At 41.7% G+C, this 21,601-nt stretch carries 22 protein-coding genes; 8 read left to right on the forward strand and 14 right to left on the reverse strand.

Annotated elements, in window-relative coordinates:
* Positions 1 to 24: 24 nt before the first annotated feature.
* Both P1X15_RS07520 and P1X15_RS07525 read right to left on the reverse strand, forming a co-directional pair.
* A complete protein-coding gene (locus P1X15_RS07520; protein WP_277337533.1) occupies positions 25 to 1,275 on the reverse strand; it encodes a hypothetical protein in 1,251 nt (416 codons plus the stop codon).
* A 54-nt stretch (positions 1,276 to 1,329) separates the two neighbouring features.
* Positions 1,330 to 1,536, reverse strand: a complete 207-nt coding sequence (locus tag P1X15_RS07525; protein WP_277337534.1) for a hypothetical protein — start codon at positions 1,534 to 1,536, stop codon at positions 1,330 to 1,332.
* A gap of 9 nt (positions 1,537 to 1,545) precedes the next feature.
* Here P1X15_RS07525 and P1X15_RS07530 point away from each other — a divergent pair, with 9 nt between their 5' ends.
* A complete protein-coding gene (locus tag P1X15_RS07530; RefSeq protein WP_277337535.1) occupies positions 1,546 to 2,592 on the forward strand; it encodes an oxidoreductase in 1,047 nt (348 codons plus the stop codon).
* A 47-nt stretch (positions 2,593 to 2,639) separates the two neighbouring features.
* Here the strand turns inward: P1X15_RS07530 and P1X15_RS07535 are convergent, their stop codons facing one another.
* The gene (locus tag P1X15_RS07535) at positions 2,640 to 3,437 is read right to left on the reverse strand and encodes an SDR family oxidoreductase (RefSeq protein WP_277337536.1); all 798 of its coding nucleotides are present in this window, start codon (positions 3,435 to 3,437) and stop codon (positions 2,640 to 2,642) included.
* A 222-nt stretch (positions 3,438 to 3,659) separates the two neighbouring features.
* Between P1X15_RS07535 and P1X15_RS07540 the strand changes: the two genes are divergently transcribed.
* Both P1X15_RS07540 and P1X15_RS07545 read left to right on the forward strand, forming a co-directional pair.
* Complete coding sequence (locus P1X15_RS07540; RefSeq protein WP_277337537.1) at positions 3,660 to 4,496, forward strand: sterol desaturase family protein; 837 nt, start codon at positions 3,660 to 3,662, stop codon at positions 4,494 to 4,496.
* Positions 4,497 to 4,601: 105 nt separating this feature from the next.
* Complete coding sequence (locus P1X15_RS07545; RefSeq protein WP_277337538.1) at positions 4,602 to 5,393, forward strand: DUF3050 domain-containing protein; 792 nt, start codon at positions 4,602 to 4,604, stop codon at positions 5,391 to 5,393.
* A 67-nt stretch (positions 5,394 to 5,460) separates the two neighbouring features.
* On the opposite strand, the gene P1X15_RS07550 is transcribed toward P1X15_RS07545, so the two are convergent.
* From P1X15_RS07550 to P1X15_RS07575, 6 genes are all read right to left on the reverse strand, one after another.
* Positions 5,461 to 6,105, reverse strand: a complete 645-nt coding sequence (locus P1X15_RS07550) for a T9SS type A sorting domain-containing protein (RefSeq protein WP_277337539.1) — start codon at positions 6,103 to 6,105, stop codon at positions 5,461 to 5,463.
* Positions 6,102 to 6,311: a hypothetical protein gene (locus tag P1X15_RS07555; protein ID WP_277337540.1), complete on the reverse strand. Its 210-nt coding sequence runs from the start codon at positions 6,309 to 6,311 to the stop codon at positions 6,102 to 6,104. The genes P1X15_RS07550 and P1X15_RS07555 overlap by 4 nt, the downstream gene beginning before the upstream one ends.
* A gap of 15 nt (positions 6,312 to 6,326) precedes the next feature.
* Positions 6,327 to 7,505, reverse strand: coding sequence for a hypothetical protein (locus P1X15_RS07560; protein WP_277337541.1), 1,179 nt, complete (start codon positions 7,503 to 7,505; stop codon positions 6,327 to 6,329).
* A gap of 6 nt (positions 7,506 to 7,511) precedes the next feature.
* Positions 7,512 to 8,069: an RNA polymerase sigma factor gene (locus P1X15_RS07565; protein WP_277337542.1), complete on the reverse strand. Its 558-nt coding sequence runs from the start codon at positions 8,067 to 8,069 to the stop codon at positions 7,512 to 7,514.
* Positions 8,070 to 8,212: 143 nt separating this feature from the next.
* Complete coding sequence (locus P1X15_RS07570) at positions 8,213 to 9,373, reverse strand: hypothetical protein (protein ID WP_277337543.1); 1,161 nt, start codon at positions 9,371 to 9,373, stop codon at positions 8,213 to 8,215.
* 168 nt (positions 9,374 to 9,541) lie between these two features.
* A complete protein-coding gene (locus P1X15_RS07575; RefSeq protein ID WP_028668115.1) occupies positions 9,542 to 9,895 on the reverse strand; it encodes an RNA-binding protein in 354 nt (117 codons plus the stop codon).
* Between the two features lie 387 nt (positions 9,896 to 10,282).
* Here P1X15_RS07575 and P1X15_RS07580 point away from each other — a divergent pair, with 387 nt between their 5' ends.
* Positions 10,283 to 13,225 carry a pitrilysin family protein gene (locus tag P1X15_RS07580; protein WP_277337544.1) on the forward strand — a complete coding sequence of 981 codons (2,943 nt, stop codon included), beginning with the start codon at positions 10,283 to 10,285 and terminating at the stop codon, positions 13,223 to 13,225.
* A gap of 84 nt (positions 13,226 to 13,309) precedes the next feature.
* Here the strand turns inward: P1X15_RS07580 and P1X15_RS07585 are convergent, their stop codons facing one another.
* Together P1X15_RS07585 and P1X15_RS07590 are read right to left on the reverse strand one after the other, a co-directional pair.
* A complete protein-coding gene (locus tag P1X15_RS07585) occupies positions 13,310 to 13,939 on the reverse strand; it encodes a hypothetical protein (protein ID WP_277337545.1) in 630 nt (209 codons plus the stop codon).
* Positions 13,940 to 14,023: 84 nt separating this feature from the next.
* Entirely contained in the window at positions 14,024 to 14,773 is a 750-nt protein-coding gene (locus tag P1X15_RS07590) for a DeoR/GlpR family DNA-binding transcription regulator (RefSeq protein ID WP_277337546.1), read from the reverse strand.
* Between the two features lie 64 nt (positions 14,774 to 14,837).
* Here P1X15_RS07590 and nudK point away from each other — a divergent pair, with 64 nt between their 5' ends.
* Positions 14,838 to 15,470, forward strand: coding sequence for a GDP-mannose pyrophosphatase NudK (nudK, locus tag P1X15_RS07595; RefSeq protein ID WP_277337547.1), 633 nt, complete (start codon positions 14,838 to 14,840; stop codon positions 15,468 to 15,470).
* Here the strand turns inward: nudK and P1X15_RS07600 are convergent.
* A complete protein-coding gene (locus P1X15_RS07600) occupies positions 15,415 to 16,263 on the reverse strand; it encodes an N-acetylglucosamine kinase (protein WP_277337548.1) in 849 nt (282 codons plus the stop codon). The two genes, nudK and P1X15_RS07600, sit on opposite strands and share 56 nt — an antisense overlap.
* A 17-nt stretch (positions 16,264 to 16,280) precedes the next feature.
* Complete coding sequence (locus P1X15_RS07605) at positions 16,281 to 17,153, reverse strand: glycosyltransferase (protein WP_277337549.1); 873 nt, start codon at positions 17,151 to 17,153, stop codon at positions 16,281 to 16,283.
* 210 nt (positions 17,154 to 17,363) lie between these two features.
* Here P1X15_RS07605 and lipB point away from each other — a divergent pair, with 210 nt between their 5' ends.
* From lipB to P1X15_RS07620, 3 genes are all read left to right on the forward strand, one after another.
* The gene (gene lipB, locus P1X15_RS07610) at positions 17,364 to 18,080 is read left to right on the forward strand and encodes a lipoyl(octanoyl) transferase LipB (protein WP_277337550.1); all 717 of its coding nucleotides are present in this window, start codon (positions 17,364 to 17,366) and stop codon (positions 18,078 to 18,080) included.
* 80 nt (positions 18,081 to 18,160) lie between these two features.
* Complete coding sequence (locus tag P1X15_RS07615) at positions 18,161 to 20,062, forward strand: ATP-dependent DNA helicase RecQ (RefSeq protein ID WP_277337551.1); 1,902 nt, start codon at positions 18,161 to 18,163, stop codon at positions 20,060 to 20,062.
* Between the two features lie 66 nt (positions 20,063 to 20,128).
* On the forward strand, positions 20,129 to 21,100 hold the full coding sequence (locus P1X15_RS07620) for a Smr/MutS family protein (RefSeq protein ID WP_277337552.1): 972 nt from the start codon (positions 20,129 to 20,131) through the stop codon (positions 21,098 to 21,100).
* Between the two features lie 55 nt (positions 21,101 to 21,155).
* Here P1X15_RS07620 and P1X15_RS07625 read toward each other — a convergent pair whose 3' ends face one another.
* Complete coding sequence (locus P1X15_RS07625; protein WP_277337553.1) at positions 21,156 to 21,476, reverse strand: hypothetical protein; 321 nt, start codon at positions 21,474 to 21,476, stop codon at positions 21,156 to 21,158.
* Positions 21,477 to 21,601: the final 125 nt, after the last annotated feature.

The following is a 21,601-nucleotide window of genomic DNA, read 5'->3' on the forward strand; positions in this document are numbered from 1 at the left end:
TGTGATAATACTTCTAGGCTATTATTAGCCTTCCAATATACCTTGTTTTTTTAAATCTTTGGTCAACTGCTCCATCAACAAGCGATGAGCTTCTGAGGTAGGGTGTCCATCGTGCTGGAGCTGAAACTCTTTGGAAGGAAATGGAAACAATTTTCGATAATCCAACACTTTAAGCCCTTTCTTTCTCAAAAGCTCTACCATAGGCGAATCTTTGTGCAAAACATCGGGATAAACAATGACATAAAATGGCGCATTATTAAATTGCTTTTTAAACTCTTCCTCGGATTTCTTGATAATATTAGCGGTCAGTTCATAGTCTTTAGGGCGATAAGCAAAGGGAAAATCCATCGCAAAATGCTGGCGTACCTTACTATGAAACAGCATCATTCCCAAGCGATACTTAAGCGGATGCACAAAGCGGTAGACCCCCGTGGTTTGCATCGACGACTCGTCAACATCTGGGAAATACCCATCATACATCCCTATCCACCCTGCTGACGGAATGGCCCGATTGACATGGTCTTCAATATAAGTATAGATGCCAATGCCTTGTTTTTGGGCCACTTGTTTGGTGAGGTCTTGGTGCTGTAAACGGGCCAACATGTGCCGAGGTGAATACCCAAAAAAACCATAGTTATAAGCCTGATAGTTAGGATTATCTTTTTGAAAGAAATAAGTCATGGTTTCGTTGTCGGCTACGGCGTCTCCAAAAGTAAAAGAGCAGCCAAAAAAGATCGCATATTTGCTAGGATTGAGATGGTTACTATCCGCAAAAGGCGTAATCCTTCTTGATAACGAATCGGCGTGCATGGTGATATCCATGACAGGCTTTCCTCCCAAGGTTTTGAGCCACCTGAAACGCATATTGGGAATGGGTTTTCGGCCTAAAAATTCGTCGAAAGCATAGCTAGAATCATAAGCAGGGCCTGCATACTGAGGTGCAGGAGTCCCCGAAGAAGGTGCCTGTGGAGCATCATGTATCCAACCTACTACCTTTTCAACCCCTACAATGACCACGATGACCGTAATCAAAGAAACCAATATGTTTTGTAAAAGAGGGGGGCCATTTTTTATTAATAAATAGGCAGTAATCAATCCTACCGCCCATGCTACTACTCTAAAACCAATGAGCCTTAAATCATAATCAAACCATATTCCGTCTCCATTCCCTACAAAAAACTCTAGACCTATCAACGCTAGAAGAAACAAAATAACATAAGATATGAAGTAGCCGAGACGCGCAAAAAGAGAAGAATTTTTTTGGAAGAAACCCATTCTTTGAAATATTCTAAATTTTAGTCCTCAAAGGTACGACATTTTAGCCATAGTTTAAATCACTTCTAGACGGCCTTGGTGCACAAGTGTGGAAAGAACTTTGGAAAAATCTTCAAAAAAACAACCTTGTAAACAGTAATTTTTACTAGATTGTTTCTTCGCTTTGTAGCTTTGTCTTGCTTCTTTATGTTTTTGGCTAGGAAGTAAGAAATGCTCTTTTTTGCCTATTGGAGGTATAACACAACTTTTATCAATACCCACATTTTATTTATGCAATCAGAACTAGAAAAGGTTTTAAATGTCGGCCTTATTGGTTTCGGACTCTCTGGACGCTACTTCCACGCTCCTTTTTTAAAAGTTAACCCTGGCTTTAAACTTACCAAAGTAGTCACTAGCAACAGTAGCTCAGTGCATGATTTTGATACCACCGTAGAAGTGGTACAAAGCGCAGAAGAGCTTCTGGCTGATGCAAACATTGATGTCGTTTTTATATGTACTCCCAATCATCTTCATTTTCCTTATGCCAAAGCAGCTTTAGAAGCAGGAAAGCACGTAGTGATTGAAAAGCCTTTTGCCAATACAACTACCGAAGCAGATGTGTTGATTGCTTTAGCGAAAGAAAAAAATTTAGTGGTGACAGCCTATCAAAATCGTCGTTGGGATGCTGACTTTTTGACGATTCGGGCACTTCTTAGCGAAGGAAAACTAGGAAATATTGTTGAGTATGAAGGGCATTATGACCGCTATCGGCCCGAAATCGCCCAAGGTACTTGGAAAGAAGTAGCGGCGGCGGGTGCAGGCAATCTTTACAACTTGGGTCCACATATCATCGACCAAGCTCTTGTGCTCTTTGGGACTCCTGAATCAGTAACGGCTACCATTAAAATCATCAGAGAAGGGGGCGAAACTGACGACTATTTTGATATAAGACTAGCTTACGCTGACAAAACGGTAATTTTGAAAGCAAGTTTGATGGTGTTTGAAAACAGCCTTCGGTATGTGATTCATGGAAGTACGGGAAGTTTTATAAAATACGGGCTTGATATTCAAGAAGATACCCTTCGCAAAAATATCTTACCAGATACCCAACCTTGGGGCGAAGAACCTCAAAGTCAGTGGGGAACCTTGTATACCCAAGATGGCCCCGAAACTATTCCTAGCGTGGCAGGCAACTACATGCCTTTTTATGACAACCTTTATGAGGCTATTGCCCAAGGAGAAGCCATAGAAGTAACACCCCAACAAGCCCGTAATACCACTCGCGTGATTGAATTGGCACTGGAAAGCAATCGTCTCAAACAAACGTTGGCTTTCTGAAAGCGAAACCCTGCCGATGTTCGGAACATCGGCAGGGTTGGTTTCAGTTATCCATTGTCCGAAAACTCAGGATAGAGCATCATTCCTCCGTCAACGTAGAGGGTTTCGCCCGTGATATAATCCGAATCGTCAGAGGCAAGCCACACCGCCGCTTTGGCCACATCTTCTGGTTGGCCGATTCGTCGATAAGGAATCAAATTCATCAAATCTTTCATGTTTTGTTCCGACGACCACACACTTTTGTTGATAGGTGTCTGAATCGCCCCTGGGCTGATGGCGTTGACCCTGATTTTGAGCGGGGCCAGTTCTTGGGCTATTGATTTCATAAACATCAAAACACCTCCTTTAGAAGCGGCATAATTGACGTGTCCTGCCCACGGAATCATATCATGCACGGAGCTCATACAAATGATTTTTCCGATAGCTCGTACGGGTGTTTGACCTTTGGCTTGCGCTACAAAATGCTTCGCGGCTTCTCTGGCGCACAAAAACTGCCCTGTCAAGTTGATATTAATCACATTTTCCCACTGTTCGAGCGTCATTTCCATAAATGTAGCATCGTTTTGAATGCCGCTGTTGGCTACCACAATATCTATTTGTCCAAACACAGCAACCGCTTTTTCAAACATTTTGAGAATATCCGCTTCTTTGCCCACATTTGCCTTGACCGCAATGGCATCCCCTCCTGCCGCTTTGATTTGTTTGACTACCTCAAGGGCTTTGTCGCGGCTACTGTTATAATTGACTACAACGTTGGCACCTTCTTGCCCAAACGCAATAGCGATGGCTTTTCCAATGCCCGAACTGGAGCCTGTAATAATTGCAGTTTGATTAGTTAGTTTCATACATATAAAATCTTGGAGAATAAGTTGTTGGTAATGTTAGGTAATTTTATCTTAAAGTAAAAAATCCCTCTCATAATGCGCTAAAAAGTTGTGCCACTTTTAAGGTATTTTAAATTTAATCCCTCACACTCCATTGGTTCGTTAAACTCAGAAATTGCTCAAGTATTATTTTGTACTAAAAAATATTATTTTTGTTACATAAAAATTCTATTCTTCAAGCACATGGAAGCGATTGTTCGATATTTTGAAACCATACCTTCATCGCACCGCTCGGCTATTTTGGTCAGTGGAATTACATTATTTTGGCTTCTTGAAAGCGGTGTACCTCTATTTAGGTTTAGGTATAATAAATGGCGGCACGCAGGAATCAATATTTTTTTTACCATCACTACTATCATCATCAATTTTGCCCTTGCATTTATTTTGCTCAATGCAAGCGATTGGGCGGTCGCGCACCGTTTTGGGTTGTTACAATGGCTTCCTTCACTACCATTATGGGCATTTGCGGTGATTGGATTACTGGTACTTGACTTGATTGGGGCGTGGTTTATTCATTGGACCGAACACAAAGTACGGTGGATGTGGCGTTTTCACCTGATTCACCACACCGACACACAAGTAGATACTACAACTGCCAACCGTCACCACCCCGGTGAAAGCGTTTTTAGATTTGTATTTACCACTATGGCGGTATTTGTAGCAGGAGCGCCGATGTGGTTAGTGATGATGTACCAAGCACTTTCGGTGGCTTTGTCGCAGTTCAATCACGCCAATATCCACCTTCCGCGCTGGGCTGATAATATACTGAGCTGGGTGATTGTGACTCCTAATATGCATCATGTCCACCACCACTATGTATTACCTTATACTGACTCCAATTACGGCAATATTTTTTCTATTTGGGATCGGATTTTTGGGACTTTTACCAAACTAGAGCCTTCTCAACTCACCTATGGCATTGATACCCACATGAAACCCGAAGAAAACGACGAATTGGGCAGTTTACTCAAAATTCCGTTTGAAGAATATCGCCCTCCCGTAGGAGCCAAATTTGACTAGTGCACCTGAATTCATTCACAAAATACTAATTTCCCAAAACCTTTTTGACGTTTTAATCGTACTTAAAGGGTAGGTAGTTTTTTGTATTTTTTCCTAATAATTCGAATGAATCATATCCAAACAATCAATGCCCGCATCGAGCCTCTTAGACAACAAATCGTAAATCATCGGGTGTATTCTGCCATCGAAACGATTGAGGATTTACGCGTTTTTATGCAATATCATGTCTATGCCGTCTGGGATTTTATGTCGTTGTTGAAAGCGCTTCAAAACAATCTTACTTGTACAAGCATACCCTGGTATCCTAAAGGCTCGGCAGCTACTCGTTATCTTATCAATGAGATTGTGGTAGGAGAAGAATCTGATGTAGATATGGACGGCAATCGTAAAAGTCATTTTGAACTTTATCTGGATGCCATGCAACAAGCTGGGGCTAATACTGCCGAAATCACTGCTTTTCTTGAGCATCTTTTGCAAAATCATAATTTGAAAAATGCTTTTGCCGTAGCAAAAACCCCTATCGCTGCCGCTAATTTTGTAGAAAATACATTTGAAGTTATCGATAGCCAAAAACCTTATATACAGGCTGCGGTATTTACTTTTGGACGCGAAGACTTAATCCCGAACATGTTTGTCTCTATCATTAATGATTTGCATGCTCATTTTCCTTCCCAAATTTCCATTTTTAAATATTACCTAGAAAGACACATCGAAGTAGATGGAGATCATCATAGCTACTTAGCCTTAGAAATGACCCAGCAACTTTGCGAAGTCAACGAACAATACTGGAACGAAGCCCAAGAAGCTGTGGTAAAATCATTAGAAAAAAGAATCGAGCTTTGGGACGGTGCTTATGAAGAAATAATGGCCAACAAATCGGTTTTGGATGAACATTGATACGGCCGTCATTTAATTACTTCTGCCGAGCCTAAAAACCTCGACAGGAGTAATACTACCAATTAACTCAAGGCACTACACTAAACTGTTTGGTTGTACTTTTGCCTTGGTGTTCTATTCGGAGCCAATAGCTGCCACCACTTCCTTCAATTTGGAGCTGAGAAGATACTCTTCTAAAACCTACTCGCCTGCCAGCCGAATCATAAACCACCAACTCAGCATTTTTCCAGTCTTCTGGCAGCTCTACTACAAACATCCCACGATTGGGGTTTGGGTACAACTTTATTTCTTTTTCTAGCTCTGCTGCTACACTCAACAGCTGTAGTATCGTAACCTCCAATGGCTCCGAAGTCCGAGAACATCCAAATTTCGTAACCCGAACACTGTAACTCCCACTTTCGCCTACTTCCAAAGACGACGCCGTTGCTCTCCCTATCTCGGTTCCTTGCTTCATCCACTGATAGCTAAGTTCGGTACCTTGATTGGCTTTTAAAAGCACCTTGAAAGGTGCATAGACTATGCCCACTGATTGGGTGCTTATGGAAGCTTCAGGTAAAGGTCGCACATTGATAGCCACGCCTATAGAGCGTTCACTCGCCATACAAGTAGTATCGACAGATTCCACTTGATAGGTACCTGTGCTGGTTATGGTAAGATTGTTTTGAAAACTTCCTTGAAGTGGAAGGCCATTTTTGAGCCATTGGTATTTCAAAGTAGGATTGTATAATGTACTTTTTTATACGGAAATGCAAATAATGTAGAACCATTGGGAGTTTGTAGGCTATAAGGCTGTCCAAATGCAAATTCTCCAACCACATTACTCCCATAGTTTTTTTCCCATACCGTCTGATACCCTAATTGTGCCCAAGAGGGCAAAACAACCGCCCCCATCAGCAAGATGCTATATAGTTTTTTCATGGTTTTGGTAAGGTTTTATGGCATAAGTCCCACACTAATTTTTAGTCCAAAATTGTAAGGATTGACCTTCAGTAAGCCACTATTAGTGGTTTTACTAAGGAGACTATAAGAAGCCGTAGGTTCGAAAGTCATCAGCAAGTGTGGCGTAAGTATTTTCTGAAACCCTATCGAAGCATGTCCCCATACATAAGGTTCTGCATTAAGCATATCTACGGCGGTTTCTGCTCCCAGACCCACAAAATAACGTTTACGACTAAGCACTCCCCAGTTGAATTGCTTATCGATTCTAATACCCAATAAATGTAATTGTTTGTTTTCTACCTCTTCCTCTATTTGACGACTCACCAACGGCTCATTGGGAGTAGTGTTTGTACGAAGAGTGTATTCATTAGTTGCTAGTGCGTAGGCTGTTTGCTGTCGCATTTGGGTATAACTCAACCCCACCCGCCATGCGCTATGATTTCTGAGAAGGGTCAACTCGGTTCCAATCTTCAAACCTGTACGACTTCCATTGAGTGCTTCTCCAGCATATACTTGTTCGATTTTACCGCTTGCCTCAGGCAAAATATACATCCGTTGATATGTAGCCAAGGGCATCACACTTACAGACCAGAGCCAAAGCGATTTAGGAAGTTGGCTTTTTGAGGGCACTGCAATCGGTGTTTTTAGATCAATTTGAGAATCTTCAATACCATGGATAACAAGTGGCTGCAACTCCAATGGTGTTTTTATAGATTCTGATAAAAAGCCCCTCTCAATATCAGACGCATCCGCAGTGGGAGCTTGTACTGTTTCTAGCTCAGGTTCTGAAATAACTTTTCCGTCAACAGGAGCATTCCTTTGATTTCTTGAGCGATTAAAATCTTGATTTTTGGTGTACTGTACAAGCTCCTGCTTGGCGATTGGTGGGATACCTAAATCGCCTTTAAGAGTTTGCTTAGATGTCATAGTTGCCGACCCCACCGCAGCATTGGTAGGTTTCATTTCTGCCCATTTGCTTTGTACAGGAGCATGACAGACACCTGCACAAAATACTCCTACCAATACGCCTATGATTGTTTTTGACCACGGCGAGTGATGTGAATGCTTCGGTAAGGCTTTTTCAATAGTATCCCAAGCATCCGGTCGAGGTTCTGATTCAAAGTTTTTGAATATTCCTCCCAAAAAATCCTTCAACTCATCGTCTTGATTCATACTGGTTTATAGCGTTATTGACCAAAGGCCTACTGCTTTCAATTTTCGTTTTAGAATTTCACGAGCTCTTGCCAATTGTGACTTAGAGGTACCTTCCGCAATCCCCAGGATTTTAGCGATTTCGGGGTGCGTATATCCGTCAATATAATACATATTTGCCACCATTCGATAGCCGTTTGGCATGGCATTTATTATCTCCAAAATTTCCTCTTGCGAAAGCTTATCATATACTTGGGGAGATACGCTCCAATCATCCAATATCGTTTCATAATCGACCTGTTCGTTTTCTCGGCGATGCTGACGATAATAATCAATAGCCGTGCGGATGACCGTAGACTTTACCCAATATTCTACAGACTCTACATTTTTGAGATTTTCAATATTGAGAAAAATCTTAATAAAAGCTTCCTGAAAAATATCTTCTGCCTCTGCTATGGTACGTGCATATCGACGACAAACCCCCATCAAACGCCCCTTGTACAAGTTGTAAAAGGCATTTTGAGCCTGACGGTCGTTGCGCTGACAAGCTTTTACCAATTCTATTTCTTTTGCAGAAGCGGCCAAAATTTTATAATTTGAAATGAGTGGATTTATAGCTATTTTTTAATGAACAAAGAGTATCCAAATGAGTAGGAGGCTGGTAAAAGTCGGTGAACGAATAAACCAAAAATTGCCTCAAATAATAATCACAAGTTCCCAACCCCCACTTACATTTTTTTGTACTGAAATATCCACTGTCCGCCTCCATCAAAAACTACCACATTGTCTTCGCCATTTACCCTTATTTCAGCCACATATTTTGTGGGTTTAGACTCTCCTATTAGTTGCAGTTTACGTCCTTTTGACCATTGCCAATTGCTCCATTTAGCATCTATGTATTGTCGAGCCGAGGCTGGAAGTTCAGCGGCTGTGATATAACTTGCTTTAGTAGTCGATAATTGATTAACTCGCACATCTAAACTCATCCAAAAGGTTTCTTGTAGCGTATTTGTGGCTCGCATTTTCCATTTGTTTATTTTACCAAATTGCTTTTCTCTGACGCTATAGTTCCAAGTCCAGTTGGTTGTTTGCGAGGCTAATCCTTCACTCAGTTGGGATGGTGTTTCGTTTTGGGTGGCTATCTCGTATCCAATTTCTTTTTCGAGCGGCATTATCCATTCTTTTATTTGGCCGTTGACATCAAGCAGGACTTCAGTCGTAATCAATGAGTTTTTGTCGCGTACTGTATTTGTCACAATAATCCTAGTCGTTTTGTCTTCATATACATACACAGACACATTGGCACTTGCATAGTTGTGGGTTTCAAAAAATTGCTTTACAACCGAAGGAATACGAGTATCGTTTTTGAGTTGCTCTACCGTAGTCAGAAAAAGAGCCGTTACCCTACCCGTAATATCAGCAGTAGTGTTACTTTCCAAAACATTATTAGCATTGAAGCGAAGGCGACGACGCAGTCCATCTTTCTGCTCTACTTCCACCAAGTGTCCTATTTTGGTTTGGGAATTTTGTAAAATCACCGCCGCTTCTTCTATAAAACCCTCTGGAACAATACGATACACTTCATCTTTAACGACCTGTGGCAATGTTTGCGGGCTACCTACTAATTTGTTTTCAAAAAGTATCTCGCCCTCATTGTCAATCAACATAAAGCTACGATGAGTAGCGACCGGAAAATCTGCTTGCCAGACATCTTTACTTATACGCGATATCAACACATCAGCCATGCCAGGATTAGATACCCTAATCACCTCTACCACTGCTTGCGGCACACCCTCATCATTGGGAGCTGCAGTGCTTTTATCTACAACCGAATCGCAGGATGCTACTCCTAATAAAAAAAACAGGTATATATATCGCCGAAAAGACATGCCAGATATGAATCTAAAGGTATACATCAACAAAGACGACACAACAGAGAAAGGGGTTGTATCACGATTAAATTTTTATCATTCACCCTCAGTTTTTGGGATATTATCACAAACAAACGGGGCGACTCCGTAGAATCGCCCCGTTACCAAAATCCATATTTTTTAGGATTACCAGCGCTTTTTGAAATCATTGTCACGACGGAATCCACCTCCGCCACCGCCACGGTTTCCACCGTCACGATTTCCACCGCCAAATCCTCCACCAGTGCGAGGACGCTCTTCGCGTGGACGTGCTTCGTTTACGACAAGTACTTTCCCCATAAAATCAAAATCGTTCAATTGTGAAATGGCTTGTTGAGCCTCATCGTCATTAGGCATCTCGACAAATGCGAAACCCCGGCTTTTACCCGTAAATTTGTCCATGATAATACGGGCCGAAGATACTTCTCCAAATTCCTCGAATAACTCGCGTAATTCGTCATCGTTCGCTTTGAACGGGACGTTTGCTACATAAATGTTCATTGTGCTTTGATTTGTAAAACGTTTGGTGCGCTACGTACGGCTTTCGATTTAAACTCCTTCCGAATGGATGACAGATACGCAGCAACGCGGTCGAGAGAAATAGAGAAAGTACCAATAGCGCACAAATATAAAAACTAATTTTTTGATTTTTAACAAGCTAAATAAGGATTTTAGAGTTTTTTTAACCTTGCACGCAACGCAATTCCAACTTTTTACGTACAGGTATACTGAGAATGTAAGGCTATTATTGTCTACATTCTTTATAATTGAGGAACGCACAGGTGGAAGTCGAGGGGGGCAATTGCCCCCCTCGACTTTTTTTAGTCGGATGTTTTGGATTTAGAGCATCAGAATATTAATTTTCCCTCTCTATCAAACATATCATCCATGAAAACTTTTGTATTCTTTGCGCTGTCCATGACCGCGCTATGGTTTCAGTCTCTGGCTCAATCCAAGGCTTATGAATGGCAAACAGCCACAGCCGCAGGTTATGAATATAAGTACGTCAGCAATGACCCACTCCAAGCTCGTTTTTATACCCTTAAAAATGGCCTTACCGTCATTTTGAGTGTCAATAAAAAAGAGCCCCGTATCTTCACTTTTATCGCTACTCGTGCAGGTTCCAACACCGACCCGCGCACCAATACAGGCTTGGCCCACTATTTAGAGCATATGTTGTTTAAAGGGACAAATCGTTTTGGTTCATTGGACTGGGAAAAAGAAAAACCTTTGCTTGACCAAATCGATGCTCTCTATGAGAAATACAACAAAACTACCGACACCACTGAGCGCAAAAAAATCTATGCAGAAATAGACCGCGTGTCAGGACAAGCAGCCAAATTTGCAATAGCCAATGAATACGACAAAATGATGTCGTCCATGGGGGCGCAAGGAACCAACGCCTTCACTTCTCACGAAGTAACCGCCTACATGGAAGATCTTCCAGCCAATGCTATCGACCGCTATTTAGCCGTTCAGGCCGAACGCTTCCGTCAGCCGGTGTTACGGATTTTTCACACGGAGCTAGAAGCTGTTTATGAAGAAAAAAACCGCTCTCTCGACAATGACCCCTGGAAAGTCCAAGAGAAACTCTACGAAGCACTGTTTCCGACTCATAATTATGGACAACAAACTACCATAGGGACTATCGAACACCTCAAAAACCCGTCGTTGGTAGAGATTCGTAATTATTATAACAATTATTATGTACCCAACAACATGGCCGTCATTTTTGCGGGGGATTTCAACCCTGGCGAGGTCATCAAAAAAATAGATGCAGCACTGGGATACATGCAGCCTAAACCTGTCAAAGAATATAATCCTGCTCCCGAAGCTCCACTTACGAGCATCCAAGTACGTGAGGTGTACGGGCCAACTCCCGAAAACATACGTCTTGGCTTTAGATTTCCTTCCATGGTAAATGATTTAAAAGGAATGGCCGTTTCGACAATTTGTGATGAATTGATGTCAAACAGCGGAGCGGGCCTCATCGACCTCAATCTCAACAAACAACAGAAGATTTTAGGAGGTAGCTCTACTATCGATTACCTCAAAGACTATTCGGTATGGATTCTATCGGGGCGCCCTAAACAAGGACAATCTTTAGATGAAGTGAAGAATTTGTTACTAGGAGAAGTCGAAAAGCTCAAAAAAGGAGACTTTGATGAATCGGTCATTCGCTCTATTGTAAACAACTACAAACGTAATGCTATTCAGCAGCTCGAAAGCAATTATAGCCGCGTAAGCCCCTTGCTCGAAGCATTTATTAGCTCGGGAGGGAACAATTGGCTCAACTATTCGAGCCGCTTAGACGCCATGTCGGCCGTAACGAAAGCTGATATCATGACCTTTGCCAATACTTATTTTAAAGACAATTATGCCGTAGTTTATAAACACAAAGGCCCTGACAAAAACATTGTTAAGGTCGACAAACCCAACATCACGCCTGTCGAGGTCAATCGCGAAGCCCAATCTCCTTTTTTACAAAAAGTCAATGCCATGCAAATGGACGAAATCAAACCCGTATGGCTCGATTATCAAAAAGATTTTAAGAAAAGTAAAATAGGAAATGCCGAAGTTTTGTATGTTCAAAATACTGATAATGAGCTTTTCCGCTTAGGATATCGCTTTCCAATGGGTACTTATCATAGTAAATTACTCCCGATTGCCACCCAATATTTACAATTCCTGAGTACCGACAAATACAATGCCGAACAAATCAGTAAGGAGTTTTTTAATCTAGCCTGTAATTACAGCATTTCTTCTTCTGGCGAATACACTACGGTGCGGCTCTCTGGTTTGCAGGAAAATTTTTCTAAGGGAGTAAAATTATTAGAACATCTTATCCGAAATTGTAAATCTAATGACGAGGCACTCGAACAACTAAAAGGGAGATTGGCCAAAGCCCGTGCAGATGCAAAACTCAACAAAGGTGCCATCATGCAAGGGTTGATGAGCTATGCTCAGTATGGTTCTCAAAATCCTTATAACAATCAACTGACAAATGAGGAATTAAAAAATCTTACATCGGCACAGTTGCTTGAAGTACTACATAGCTTGTTTGATTTTCCCCACCAAATCATTTATTATGGGCCTCTATCTTTGACGGCACTTTCTCAAGAAATTAAAGTAAGCCACCCACTTGCAGCAAAATTCAAAGCGATTCCAGCAAAGAAAGATTTCAAACAACTTGACCAAACTGCCACCCAAGTGCTTTTTGCAGATTATGACATGGTACAAGCCGAAATCTCTTGGATTCGCAATACCGCTCAGTATAATCCAGTACTTGCCCCTACTGTCGAGCTGTTCAACAACTATTTTGGCGGTGGCATGGCTTCCATTGTATTTCAAACCCTTCGCGAATCCAAAGCTTTGGCTTATTCGACTTATGGGTATTATGGTACTCCTCAGAAAAAAGGCCAAAAATATACTCTCACAGGCTATATTGGCAGCCAAGCCGATAAGCTCAATGAGGCGATCGCGGGCATGAACGAATTGCTCAATCAACTGCCAGAATCAGAGAAATCGCTCGAAACGGCTAAAATAAACATGAAAAAAACCTTGCAAACCGACCGTATTTTGCAAGACGGCATTATCTACAATTATCTCAGTGCGCAAGAAAAAGGGATAAGTAGCGATGAACGAAAACTCATCTATGACCAAATAGATAAGCTCACTTTCAAAGACTTAAAACAATTTGCTGATACAAATTTGGCTAACAAGCCTTATACTTATTGTATAGTAGCCTCTGAAAAAAGAGTCAAAGAAAGCGACTTAGCCAAGTATGGTACCGTCAAAAAACTTTCTTTAGAAGAAATTTTTGGGTATTAAAATCCGACGAAGATAACGCAGGTAGGGTTTTGTTTTTGGGTAACGCAGGCAGGGTTTGAACCCTGCCTGCGTTGTTGCTTGCGTTTATTCATACTCTGTTATCAAATGCTTTATTGCATTTTCATCTACTTGGCTTTGATGAAATAACAGATAAGCTTCTTTTCCGCCAAACCATTCTAATACATACTCTCTCTCCAACTTTGTAGGCGCATTACTCAATACACTTCGATAAGAAGAATGAGGATAAATACTAAAATCGTTCACTAATCTGTGTTTTCTGGGATTGTGATGAATATACCATATCAATCTTGTAAAATACGCTTCTGAATCTACCACAATCCTCCGAAAAGGCTCTTCAAAAAGCCCTCCTCTACGATTATTTATTTTATTTAGGGCTTGTGCATAGCCATTAAAAAGTTTTGAAAACTGATTGCTGATACAAAAAGAAGCGCCTCTGTCATTCATACGTCCAGAAGATTTTGTGCCCAACCTTGATAAGATTTCATCTTCAGAGCGAGTTTTTATCAAAAAATGGAAATGATTTTTCAATAAACAATAGGCATAGGTTTCGCCAATGGGTGCGATATAATACGCGTATTTTTGAAGAAAATAGCTGTAATTATATTCTTGCTTAAAAATAGTTTCTCCATTAATACCTCGATTGTAAATATGATAATAAGTCTCAGTCTCTAACTTTGGTATATTAGCTTTCATGCTTTTTGACGTTAGGACGTAATCTATTTTTTACAAGTCACAATGCAGGGTTCAAACCCTCAAACCCTGCCTGCGTTAATTGCGTTAATTCAAAACCCGTAAACCTACTTCACGATAGGGTGTCAAAATTGTATCTTTGGTTTCGTCGGTCACTAATACTTGAATCAAAGAGATAGAAGCAAATTGTAAATATTTAGTCGTTTCTAACTTTGAAGCGTCACAAAGTAGGTAAGTTGTTTTTGACTGTCGAGACATACCCAAAGTCATTTCTGCCTCTTTTTCACTTACTGCACTCAGACCATTAGCAACACTAATCCCTCCTACCCCCACAAAAGCTTTGTCGGCATGATAACGGTGTAGATGCTCTAATGCCACAGCTCCATGCACCGCTTGCCGTTGTTTATCAACTTCCCCACCTACCAAATTGACTTCTATCTCCGTATTCATTAATTCATAAACTACCGGAAGAGAATTAGTAATGACTTTTATTCTTTTGTGCTTGATAAAATCACAAAGCTTAAAAACTGTACTACCACAATCCATAAAAATGACATCCCCTTCTTGAATTTCGGCTGCCGCCAATCGACATATCTGCTCCTTTTGAGAAGCATTCATGTTTGATTTTTGGACAAAGCTCACGGGCTGATTTACCAAACTCAACTTCATAGCCCCTCCATGCGTGCGAAAAAGAAGCCCATCAGCTGCCATTGTTCCCAAATCGCGTCTTACCGTAATCTCCGAAGTATCAAGCTGTTGAGCCAATTCTTTTACTTCGGCTTCTCCTTTTTCTTCCAGTATTTTTAAAATGATTTGTTTTCTACTTTGATAACTCATCTCATTTGCTTTATTTTGTTCAAAAATAATCAAAAACAATCAAATTCGTTCAAAAATAATAATCATGAATAATTCTTCTGTCAAAATCATTGAAGAAAAGCTACTTTCCGACAACTGGTATATCCTCAAAAAAATCACTTTTGACTATCAAAATCCATCAGGTAAATGGTCGCGCCAATCACGAGAGGCCTACGACCGTGGCAATGGTTCTACTATTTTACTTTACAACAAAGCCCAAAAAACAGTCATCTTAACTCGCCAATTTAGAATGCCGACTTACGTAAATGGCAATCCTACCGGAATGCTTATCGAAACTTGTGCTGGTCTTCTGGACAAAGATAATGCGGAAGATTGTATCAGACGGGAAACGGAAGAAGAAACGGGCTATCGAGTAACTGACGTTCAGAAAGTTTTTGAAGCTTATATGTCGCCTGGTTCGGTGACCGAAATCCTTTATTTTTTTGTAGCCGAATACCACAAAACCATGAAAGTGAACGAAGGCGGTGGCGCCGAACATGAAAACGAGAACATTGAAGTTTTAGAAATTCCTTTTCAAGAAGCTCTTTCGATGATACAAACGGGTGAAATCAAAGATGGTAAAACCATCATGCTACTCCAATATGCCCAGCTTCATCAGTTATTTAATCTTCAACAGGGCGATGATAAAGCGCAAGTCCCGCAATTGGGGTTTCCATAACATGTCCTATCGTTATGCCTTTTTCGGCAGCAGCCCTGCGCAAAATGTCGTTGTAATAAAACGCCACCGAACCCACAAAATGCACTTTATATTGCTGGTGATTAGGGAGCTTACAAACGTACTTGGTTAAAAATTCGAGGAAGGCATCATAAGCCAATTGATAAGTAAAAGGCTGGGAGCGATTATCGAAAACAAATTTTGAGAAACTTGCAAAATAACGATTAGGAAACGGCTTTTGATAGGCATTCTCTAAAACAATCTCGCGAGTAAGACCATAACGTTTGGCAAATTTTTCGGCTAATTCTTCGGGCATTTCTTTTTGTAAAAAAGCCACTACCACTTTTTTCCCAAGATAGCCGCCGCTCCCTTCATCCCCTAGCCAAAAACCAAGCGAAGGGATTTTGTCAGCAATAGAGTGACCGTCGTAAAGGCAATTGTTAGAACCCGTCCCCAAAATACACGCAATGCCCGCTTCATGCCCACACAATCCGCGAGCTGCTCCAAGCATATCGCTATCGACTTCAATCGTGTACGCCGAGGGAAAAACAGCCTGTAAACCTCTACGAACGATATTGCAAGGTTCTTCACCGGCACAACCCGTTCCATAAAAATAGATTTCGTTGACAATATCGCTCACCGACGGCAACAAGTGTTGGGTTAATTCTTGGGCGATAGACTCAGAAGTTTGGTAGTAGGGACTCAGCCCAATCGTTTTGGCCTGTTGGATATTTCCGTCGGTATCAATGATGCGCCAATCAGTCTTAGTAGCGCCGCTGTCTGCAATCAGTATCATAAAAAGGATATTTGGTACTAACTAGGTGGCAAAAATGCTGATTTTTTCGTTGAAAAACGCCATTTTTTAGCATTCTCAATGTTGATTTGTGTCAAATCCCTAAATACCATACGGTTTCGAAAAATCCATTTGCGGGATAGTCGAAGCGCTAGTATATTTTTGAGAATACCTAATACGGGAAATATCCCCCACCGAAAATGTTCTTTTAAGGTTGTCAAAGTCGCAAGAAGTACTTGCTTGCGTCGGTGAGATGATATGCTTTTTTCGTCAAACTCATAAAATAAGAGATACTCAGGTAAATTGGCCACCTTCCAATGTTTGATTACTTGAAAGTAAAAAGCTAAATCCTCCCCTACTCTAAAACGCTCGTCGTATCCTTTTACCTTGTCCAATACTTGTGTTCGAAACATGATAGAGGGATGCATAAAAGGACAGGACCAGTATATTTTTTGGCGAATTTCGGTATCTTTAGTAGGCAGTGTACATACAAAAAGTCCTTCGCCTTTTTTGTCTACATACACTCCCCATGTACCTACCAACCCTATTTTGGGATGTTGTACCAAAAAAGCCCATTGCTTCTCAAATCGCTGTTTTCCGCAAGTATCACCACAATCCAACCTTGCGACAAAAAGGTACCCTTGCTGTCGAATCCAAATGAGGCCATGATTAATAGCTTTACAAATCCCCTGATTAACAGTCAAGTACAAAAAATAAATGTCTCCTCGAAAATTTTTCGATTGTCGGACTAAAGCTTCATTTATCTTTTCATCACTCCCGTCATCTACCACTAGTACATCTACCTTCTCCGTATTTCCAATGCTCGCAATTGATTTTTGAAGGCCCTCTAAATCATTGAAATGTGGAAGTAAAATACAAATTTGGGGTTTCATATTTTTATTCAAATTTTAAGTATATAAAATCTAAAGATTTAGTATATAATTTTAAAACAGTTGATTATCCTCAAGAAAATACAGCGTTGTTTTGCCTTAGATTTATTGCTTTTAGACGCTTAAATCTTAGAAAGGAACTTAATCCCCCAAATAATTGTGCAGAAGAATGTAAGTCGAAAGCTTACCTTTGCATTGTTTTTTTGAACTCCTATGAACATACTTACCGCTCATAAAGTACATTTCGAAGATTTAGGATTGATTGATTACCAGCAAGCTTGGGATTATCAAGAAAAACTATTGGCCGAAAATGTGGCGATTAAAAGCCAAAATCGTCAATTACCTCTTGACTCTCAAAAGAGTACGGCCAATTACCTACTTTTTTGTCAACACCCTCACGTCTATACTTTAGGCAAAAGTGGTCATCTCGAAAATCTGCTTTTGACCGAAACCCAACTCCAGGATGTAGGTGCTACTTTCCACAAAATCAACCGAGGAGGAGATATTACTTATCATGGGCCGGGGCAATTGGTAGGCTATCCTATCTTAGATTTGGAACATTTTTTTACAGATATTCACCGCTACATGCGCACCTTGGAAGAGGCTATCATTTTGACTTGTGCCGACTACGGCCTCTCAGCAGGGCGTATTGAGGGACTCACGGGCGTTTGGCTCGATTTTGAAACCCAACAAAACCCCCGCAAAATATGTGCCTTGGGCGTAAAATGTAGCCGATGGATTACGATGCACGGATTTGCCTTTAATGTCAACACTGATTTAGCTTATTTTGGGCATATTGTACCTTGCGGGATTTCAGACAAGGCCGTTACCTCCCTCCAACAAGAATTGGGGCGCGAACTGCCAATGGATGAAGTAGCCCAACAACTCAAAGGGCATCTCGCGAATTTGTTTGAGATGGAGTGGGCTTAATATATTATTATTCTAATAATGTCATGGCCAATTGTTTCGCAGCACTATACTAACTTTGCGCTCCATTTTGATACGCGTCCATGATTCACGACATTCTCAAGAAATACTGGAATTACGATACTTTTCGGCCTTTACAACAAAACATCATCGAAGCAGTGTTGGCGGGGCAAGATACTTTGGCTTTGCTGCCCACGGGAGGCGGAAAGTCGTTGTGCTTTCAGGTGCCGGCTTTGGCCCAGGAAGGCGTTTGCATCGTAGTAACGCCGCTCATTGCCCTCATGAAAGACCAAGTAGAGCAGCTCCGCCGCCGCCGAATCATGGCAGCCGCCATCTACTCTGGCATGAATTGGCACGAAATCGACATCGTACTCGACAACTGCATCCACGGCACTACCAAGTTTTTGTATGTATCGCCCGAGCGGCTCCGCACCGATATTTTTTTGGCGAGGGTCAAACAAATGAAGGTCTGTCTTCTGGCCATCGACGAAGCCCACTGTATTTCGCAATGGGGCTATGATTTTCGTCCTGCTTACTTGCAGATTGCCGAGTTTCGAAAACTCATTCCCAACGTTCCCCTTATTGCCCTCACGGCTTCGGCCACCGAGCCAGTAAAGATGGATATATGTCAAAAGCTCGAAATGAGCCAACCCGCTATTTTTCAGGCTACTTTTGCGCGTTCTAACTTATCTTATTCTGCTTTTTTTGAAGAAAATAAAGAAGCACGGCTTCTCAAAATCCTCCAAAATGTGCCAGGCAGTGCCATTATCTATGTACGCAATCGCCGCCGTACCAAAGAAGTAGCCGATTGGCTCAATCGACAAGGCATTCGGTCGGAGTTTTATCATGCTGGCCTTCCTACCAAACAGCGCAGCGATAAGCAAGAAGCTTGGATTCGCAACCGCGTGCGGGTGATGGTGGCTACGAATGCTTTTGGGATGGGTATCGACAAACCCGACGTACGCGTAGTGATTCATATCGACCTCCCCGACAACCTCGAAGCTTACTATCAAGAAGCGGGCCGCGCAGGCCGCGACGGTCAAAAAGCCTATGCTGTTGCGCTCTATTCGTCCAAAGATTTGAATGAATTGATTCGGGCCGTTGATCAAAAATACCCACCCATCGAACTTGTCAGACGAGTATACCAGGCATTAGCCAATTATTACCGAATTCCGGTCGGAGGAGGCGAATTTGAAAACTTCGATTTTGATTTACAAGATTTTACCGGAACATTTGGATTACCCATTTCTGAAACACACTTTGCGCTAAAACTCCTTGAAGAAGAAGGATTTATCCAACTAAGCGAAGCCTACAACAGCAGTTCCAAAATCCACATCATCGTCGATAATCGGGCGCTTTATGAGCTTCAACTCAAATACCCTCAGTACGATAGTTTTATCAAACTTCTGCTCCGAATGTACGGGGGTGAAGTATTTACGCAGTTTGTGTATATTTCCGAAACGGCCATCGGACAAAAACACTACAGCATGGAACCCGAAATAATTGCGCTCTTGCAAGGCTTGCACGACAAAGGGATTTTGGTGTATGACAAACAACGCGACAAGCCACAGTTTTCGTTTACAACTCCTCGCTACGATGCCAACCAAATGCCTATCAATGCGTTGGCAATTGAAGAAAAACAAAAAACGGATTATAGTCGCATCGAAGCCGTCAGCAACTACGTGCAGCACACTACCCGCTGCCGTACACAATTGCTCCAACAGTACTTTGGGGAAGAGACCTCTCAAACCTGCGGTATCTGCGACAACTGCCTTGCCAAAAAGAAAAAAGGAATGCCTGCCCCCGAACACCAAAAGCTCCGCAGCGAAATCCTACGTCTTTTAGGGCTGAGTCCGCTTACTCCCCAACAACTCATTGCAACCTTTGGAATCAAAAACGAACAAAGCGCCATCGAAGCCATCAGGGAACTATTGGAAGATGAAGTCGTTATCTATGAAAAGGAAGGAACCTTGCGACTTAAATAAAGACACTCAACGCCCCAATTTTCAAATTTGCACATTTTCAAATTTATTTAATTCTACACGTCACTCATGAATATAGGAGATAAAGTCAGATTGGTTCATTCGAAAGAAGAAGGAATTATCACTCGTTTTTTACAAAACGATGTGGTTGAGATTGAAATTGAAGAAGGTTTCCGTTTGCCAGTCCTCAAAAGAGAGCTTGCGGTGGTGTCGTCGGTAGAAGGACAATTTTTTCGCGGACAAAAAGGCAGTCAAACTGCCGAAAAGTCAGCCGAAAGCAGACCCAGCGGTATCCGCGCCGAAAAAGGCATTTTTATGGCTTTTATTCCGCTCAACGACCGCGAAATCGCCCTGCATCTTGTCAACAACACCGACTGGGATTTGCCGTATGCACTCACGCAGCCTAGCGAACGTCATCAGCGTGGTCTATCGGGTGGGGTACTCAAGGCCAAAAGCAGCGTAAAAGTCCAAGACTTACTTATCAAGGATTTTGACGATTGGGGCACGTTTGTGTTCAACTGCCTGTATTATACGGTAGGGTTTTCGCCCGAACGCGCCCCGCTCAACAAACGTGTGAAATTCAGAGCCAATACTTTTTTCAAAAACAAACGTAAAGCCCCGTTGCACGACAAAGACGCCTACTTGTATCAGCTCGATGCCGACGAAAAAATCGAACAGCCCGTCAATGCCCAAACATTGAAAGAAAAGATGTTTGAAAAAAACGAACCAGAGCCAGCTATACCTGTGAAAGTAGAGCGCCCTGCGGCGGTGATAGACTTACACATCGAAAAGCTCACCCGTGATTTTTTGGCGCTAAACAACGCTCAAATGATTGATATTCAACTCAAAACATTTGAACAGCAACTCGAAAAAGCCATTGCCAGCGGCATGGACGAGATTACGTTTATCCACGGCGTAGGCAACGGCGTATTGCGAACCGAAATCCATCGCCGACTTGGCAAGCACAAAAACGTACAGTTTTATCAAGACGCTCAAAAAGAGAAATTTGGCTACGGCGCTACCAAAGTCAAAATCAAGTGAGAGCAGTTTTTTTTTACATCAATAGACATTCTAAGTGAAGGGAACTTGGAATGTCTCATTTCCCCAACAGCACCGCAATAAGCTGCTTCTTCTGGCGCAACGCTTCTATTTCTTTCTGTTCATTCAAGAGTTTTGCTAAAGTAGCTGTCAGCCGTTTTTTCACGCTGCGGCGTTTGATATTGAGCAGTTTGGGCACGGCTTCTTCATATACCAAAACGTGTTTTTCATTGTAAAATCTGACAAAAGTAGTATCACGTGCGGCGGGGCTTGATTCTGTAGTCCAAAATCCCCGAGTTGGGTAGGTATGTACACGAGTGTGTTGTCCGTATACATTACCTAGCCCTACAATAAACATCACAAAAAATAGAGTTTTCATGGTTGAAAAAGGGTAAAGTCTAACTTCTATGATGTGTTAGTCGCTTTTTGACCGCCTTATGGAAACAGTGATTCGGCATTTTTTTAAAAAAACCATCAAAACTTCATTCTGCCAAATTGTCATTT

Origin of the sequence: Runella sp. MFBS21 (genome assembly GCF_029433105.1) — a bacterium.
GTDB lineage: Bacteria > Bacteroidota > Bacteroidia > Cytophagales > Spirosomataceae > Runella.

What these genes read in the sequence shown, in the direction of transcription:
- P1X15_RS07520 (WP_277337533.1), bottom strand. Translation starts at nt 1,275, where the DNA reads ATGGGTTTCTTCCAAAAAAATTCTTCTCTTTTTGCGCGTCTCGGCTAC.
- P1X15_RS07545 (WP_277337538.1), top strand. Translation starts at nt 4,602, where the DNA reads ATGAATCATATCCAAACAATCAATGCCCGCATCGAGCCTCTTAGACAA.
- P1X15_RS07585 (WP_277337545.1), bottom strand. Translation starts at nt 13,939, where the DNA reads ATGAAAGCTAATATACCAAAGTTAGAGACTGAGACTTATTATCATATT.
- nudK (WP_277337547.1), top strand. Translation starts at nt 14,838, where the DNA reads ATGAATAATTCTTCTGTCAAAATCATTGAAGAAAAGCTACTTTCCGAC.
- P1X15_RS07570 (WP_277337543.1), bottom strand. Translation starts at nt 9,373, where the DNA reads ATGTCTTTTCGGCGATATATATACCTGTTTTTTTTATTAGGAGTAGCA.
- P1X15_RS07605 (WP_277337549.1), bottom strand. Translation starts at nt 17,153, where the DNA reads ATGAAACCCCAAATTTGTATTTTACTTCCACATTTCAATGATTTAGAG.
- P1X15_RS07575 (WP_028668115.1), bottom strand. Translation starts at nt 9,895, where the DNA reads ATGAACATTTATGTAGCAAACGTCCCGTTCAAAGCGAACGATGACGAA.
- P1X15_RS07540 (WP_277337537.1), top strand. Translation starts at nt 3,660, where the DNA reads ATGGAAGCGATTGTTCGATATTTTGAAACCATACCTTCATCGCACCGC.
- P1X15_RS07580 (WP_277337544.1), top strand. Translation starts at nt 10,283, where the DNA reads ATGAAAACTTTTGTATTCTTTGCGCTGTCCATGACCGCGCTATGGTTT.
- P1X15_RS07615 (WP_277337551.1), top strand. Translation starts at nt 18,161, where the DNA reads ATGATTCACGACATTCTCAAGAAATACTGGAATTACGATACTTTTCGG.
- P1X15_RS07555 (WP_277337540.1), bottom strand. Translation starts at nt 6,311, where the DNA reads ATGAAAAAACTATATAGCATCTTGCTGATGGGGGCGGTTGTTTTGCCC.
- lipB (WP_277337550.1), top strand. Translation starts at nt 17,364, where the DNA reads ATGAACATACTTACCGCTCATAAAGTACATTTCGAAGATTTAGGATTG.
- P1X15_RS07560 (WP_277337541.1), bottom strand. Translation starts at nt 7,505, where the DNA reads ATGAATCAAGACGATGAGTTGAAGGATTTTTTGGGAGGAATATTCAAA.
- P1X15_RS07625 (WP_277337553.1), bottom strand. Translation starts at nt 21,476, where the DNA reads ATGAAAACTCTATTTTTTGTGATGTTTATTGTAGGGCTAGGTAATGTA.
- P1X15_RS07590 (WP_277337546.1), bottom strand. Translation starts at nt 14,773, where the DNA reads ATGAGTTATCAAAGTAGAAAACAAATCATTTTAAAAATACTGGAAGAA.
- P1X15_RS07535 (WP_277337536.1), bottom strand. Translation starts at nt 3,437, where the DNA reads ATGAAACTAACTAATCAAACTGCAATTATTACAGGCTCCAGTTCGGGC.
- P1X15_RS07620 (WP_277337552.1), top strand. Translation starts at nt 20,129, where the DNA reads ATGAATATAGGAGATAAAGTCAGATTGGTTCATTCGAAAGAAGAAGGA.
- P1X15_RS07600 (WP_277337548.1), bottom strand. Translation starts at nt 16,263, where the DNA reads ATGATACTGATTGCAGACAGCGGCGCTACTAAGACTGATTGGCGCATC.
- P1X15_RS07530 (WP_277337535.1), top strand. Translation starts at nt 1,546, where the DNA reads ATGCAATCAGAACTAGAAAAGGTTTTAAATGTCGGCCTTATTGGTTTC.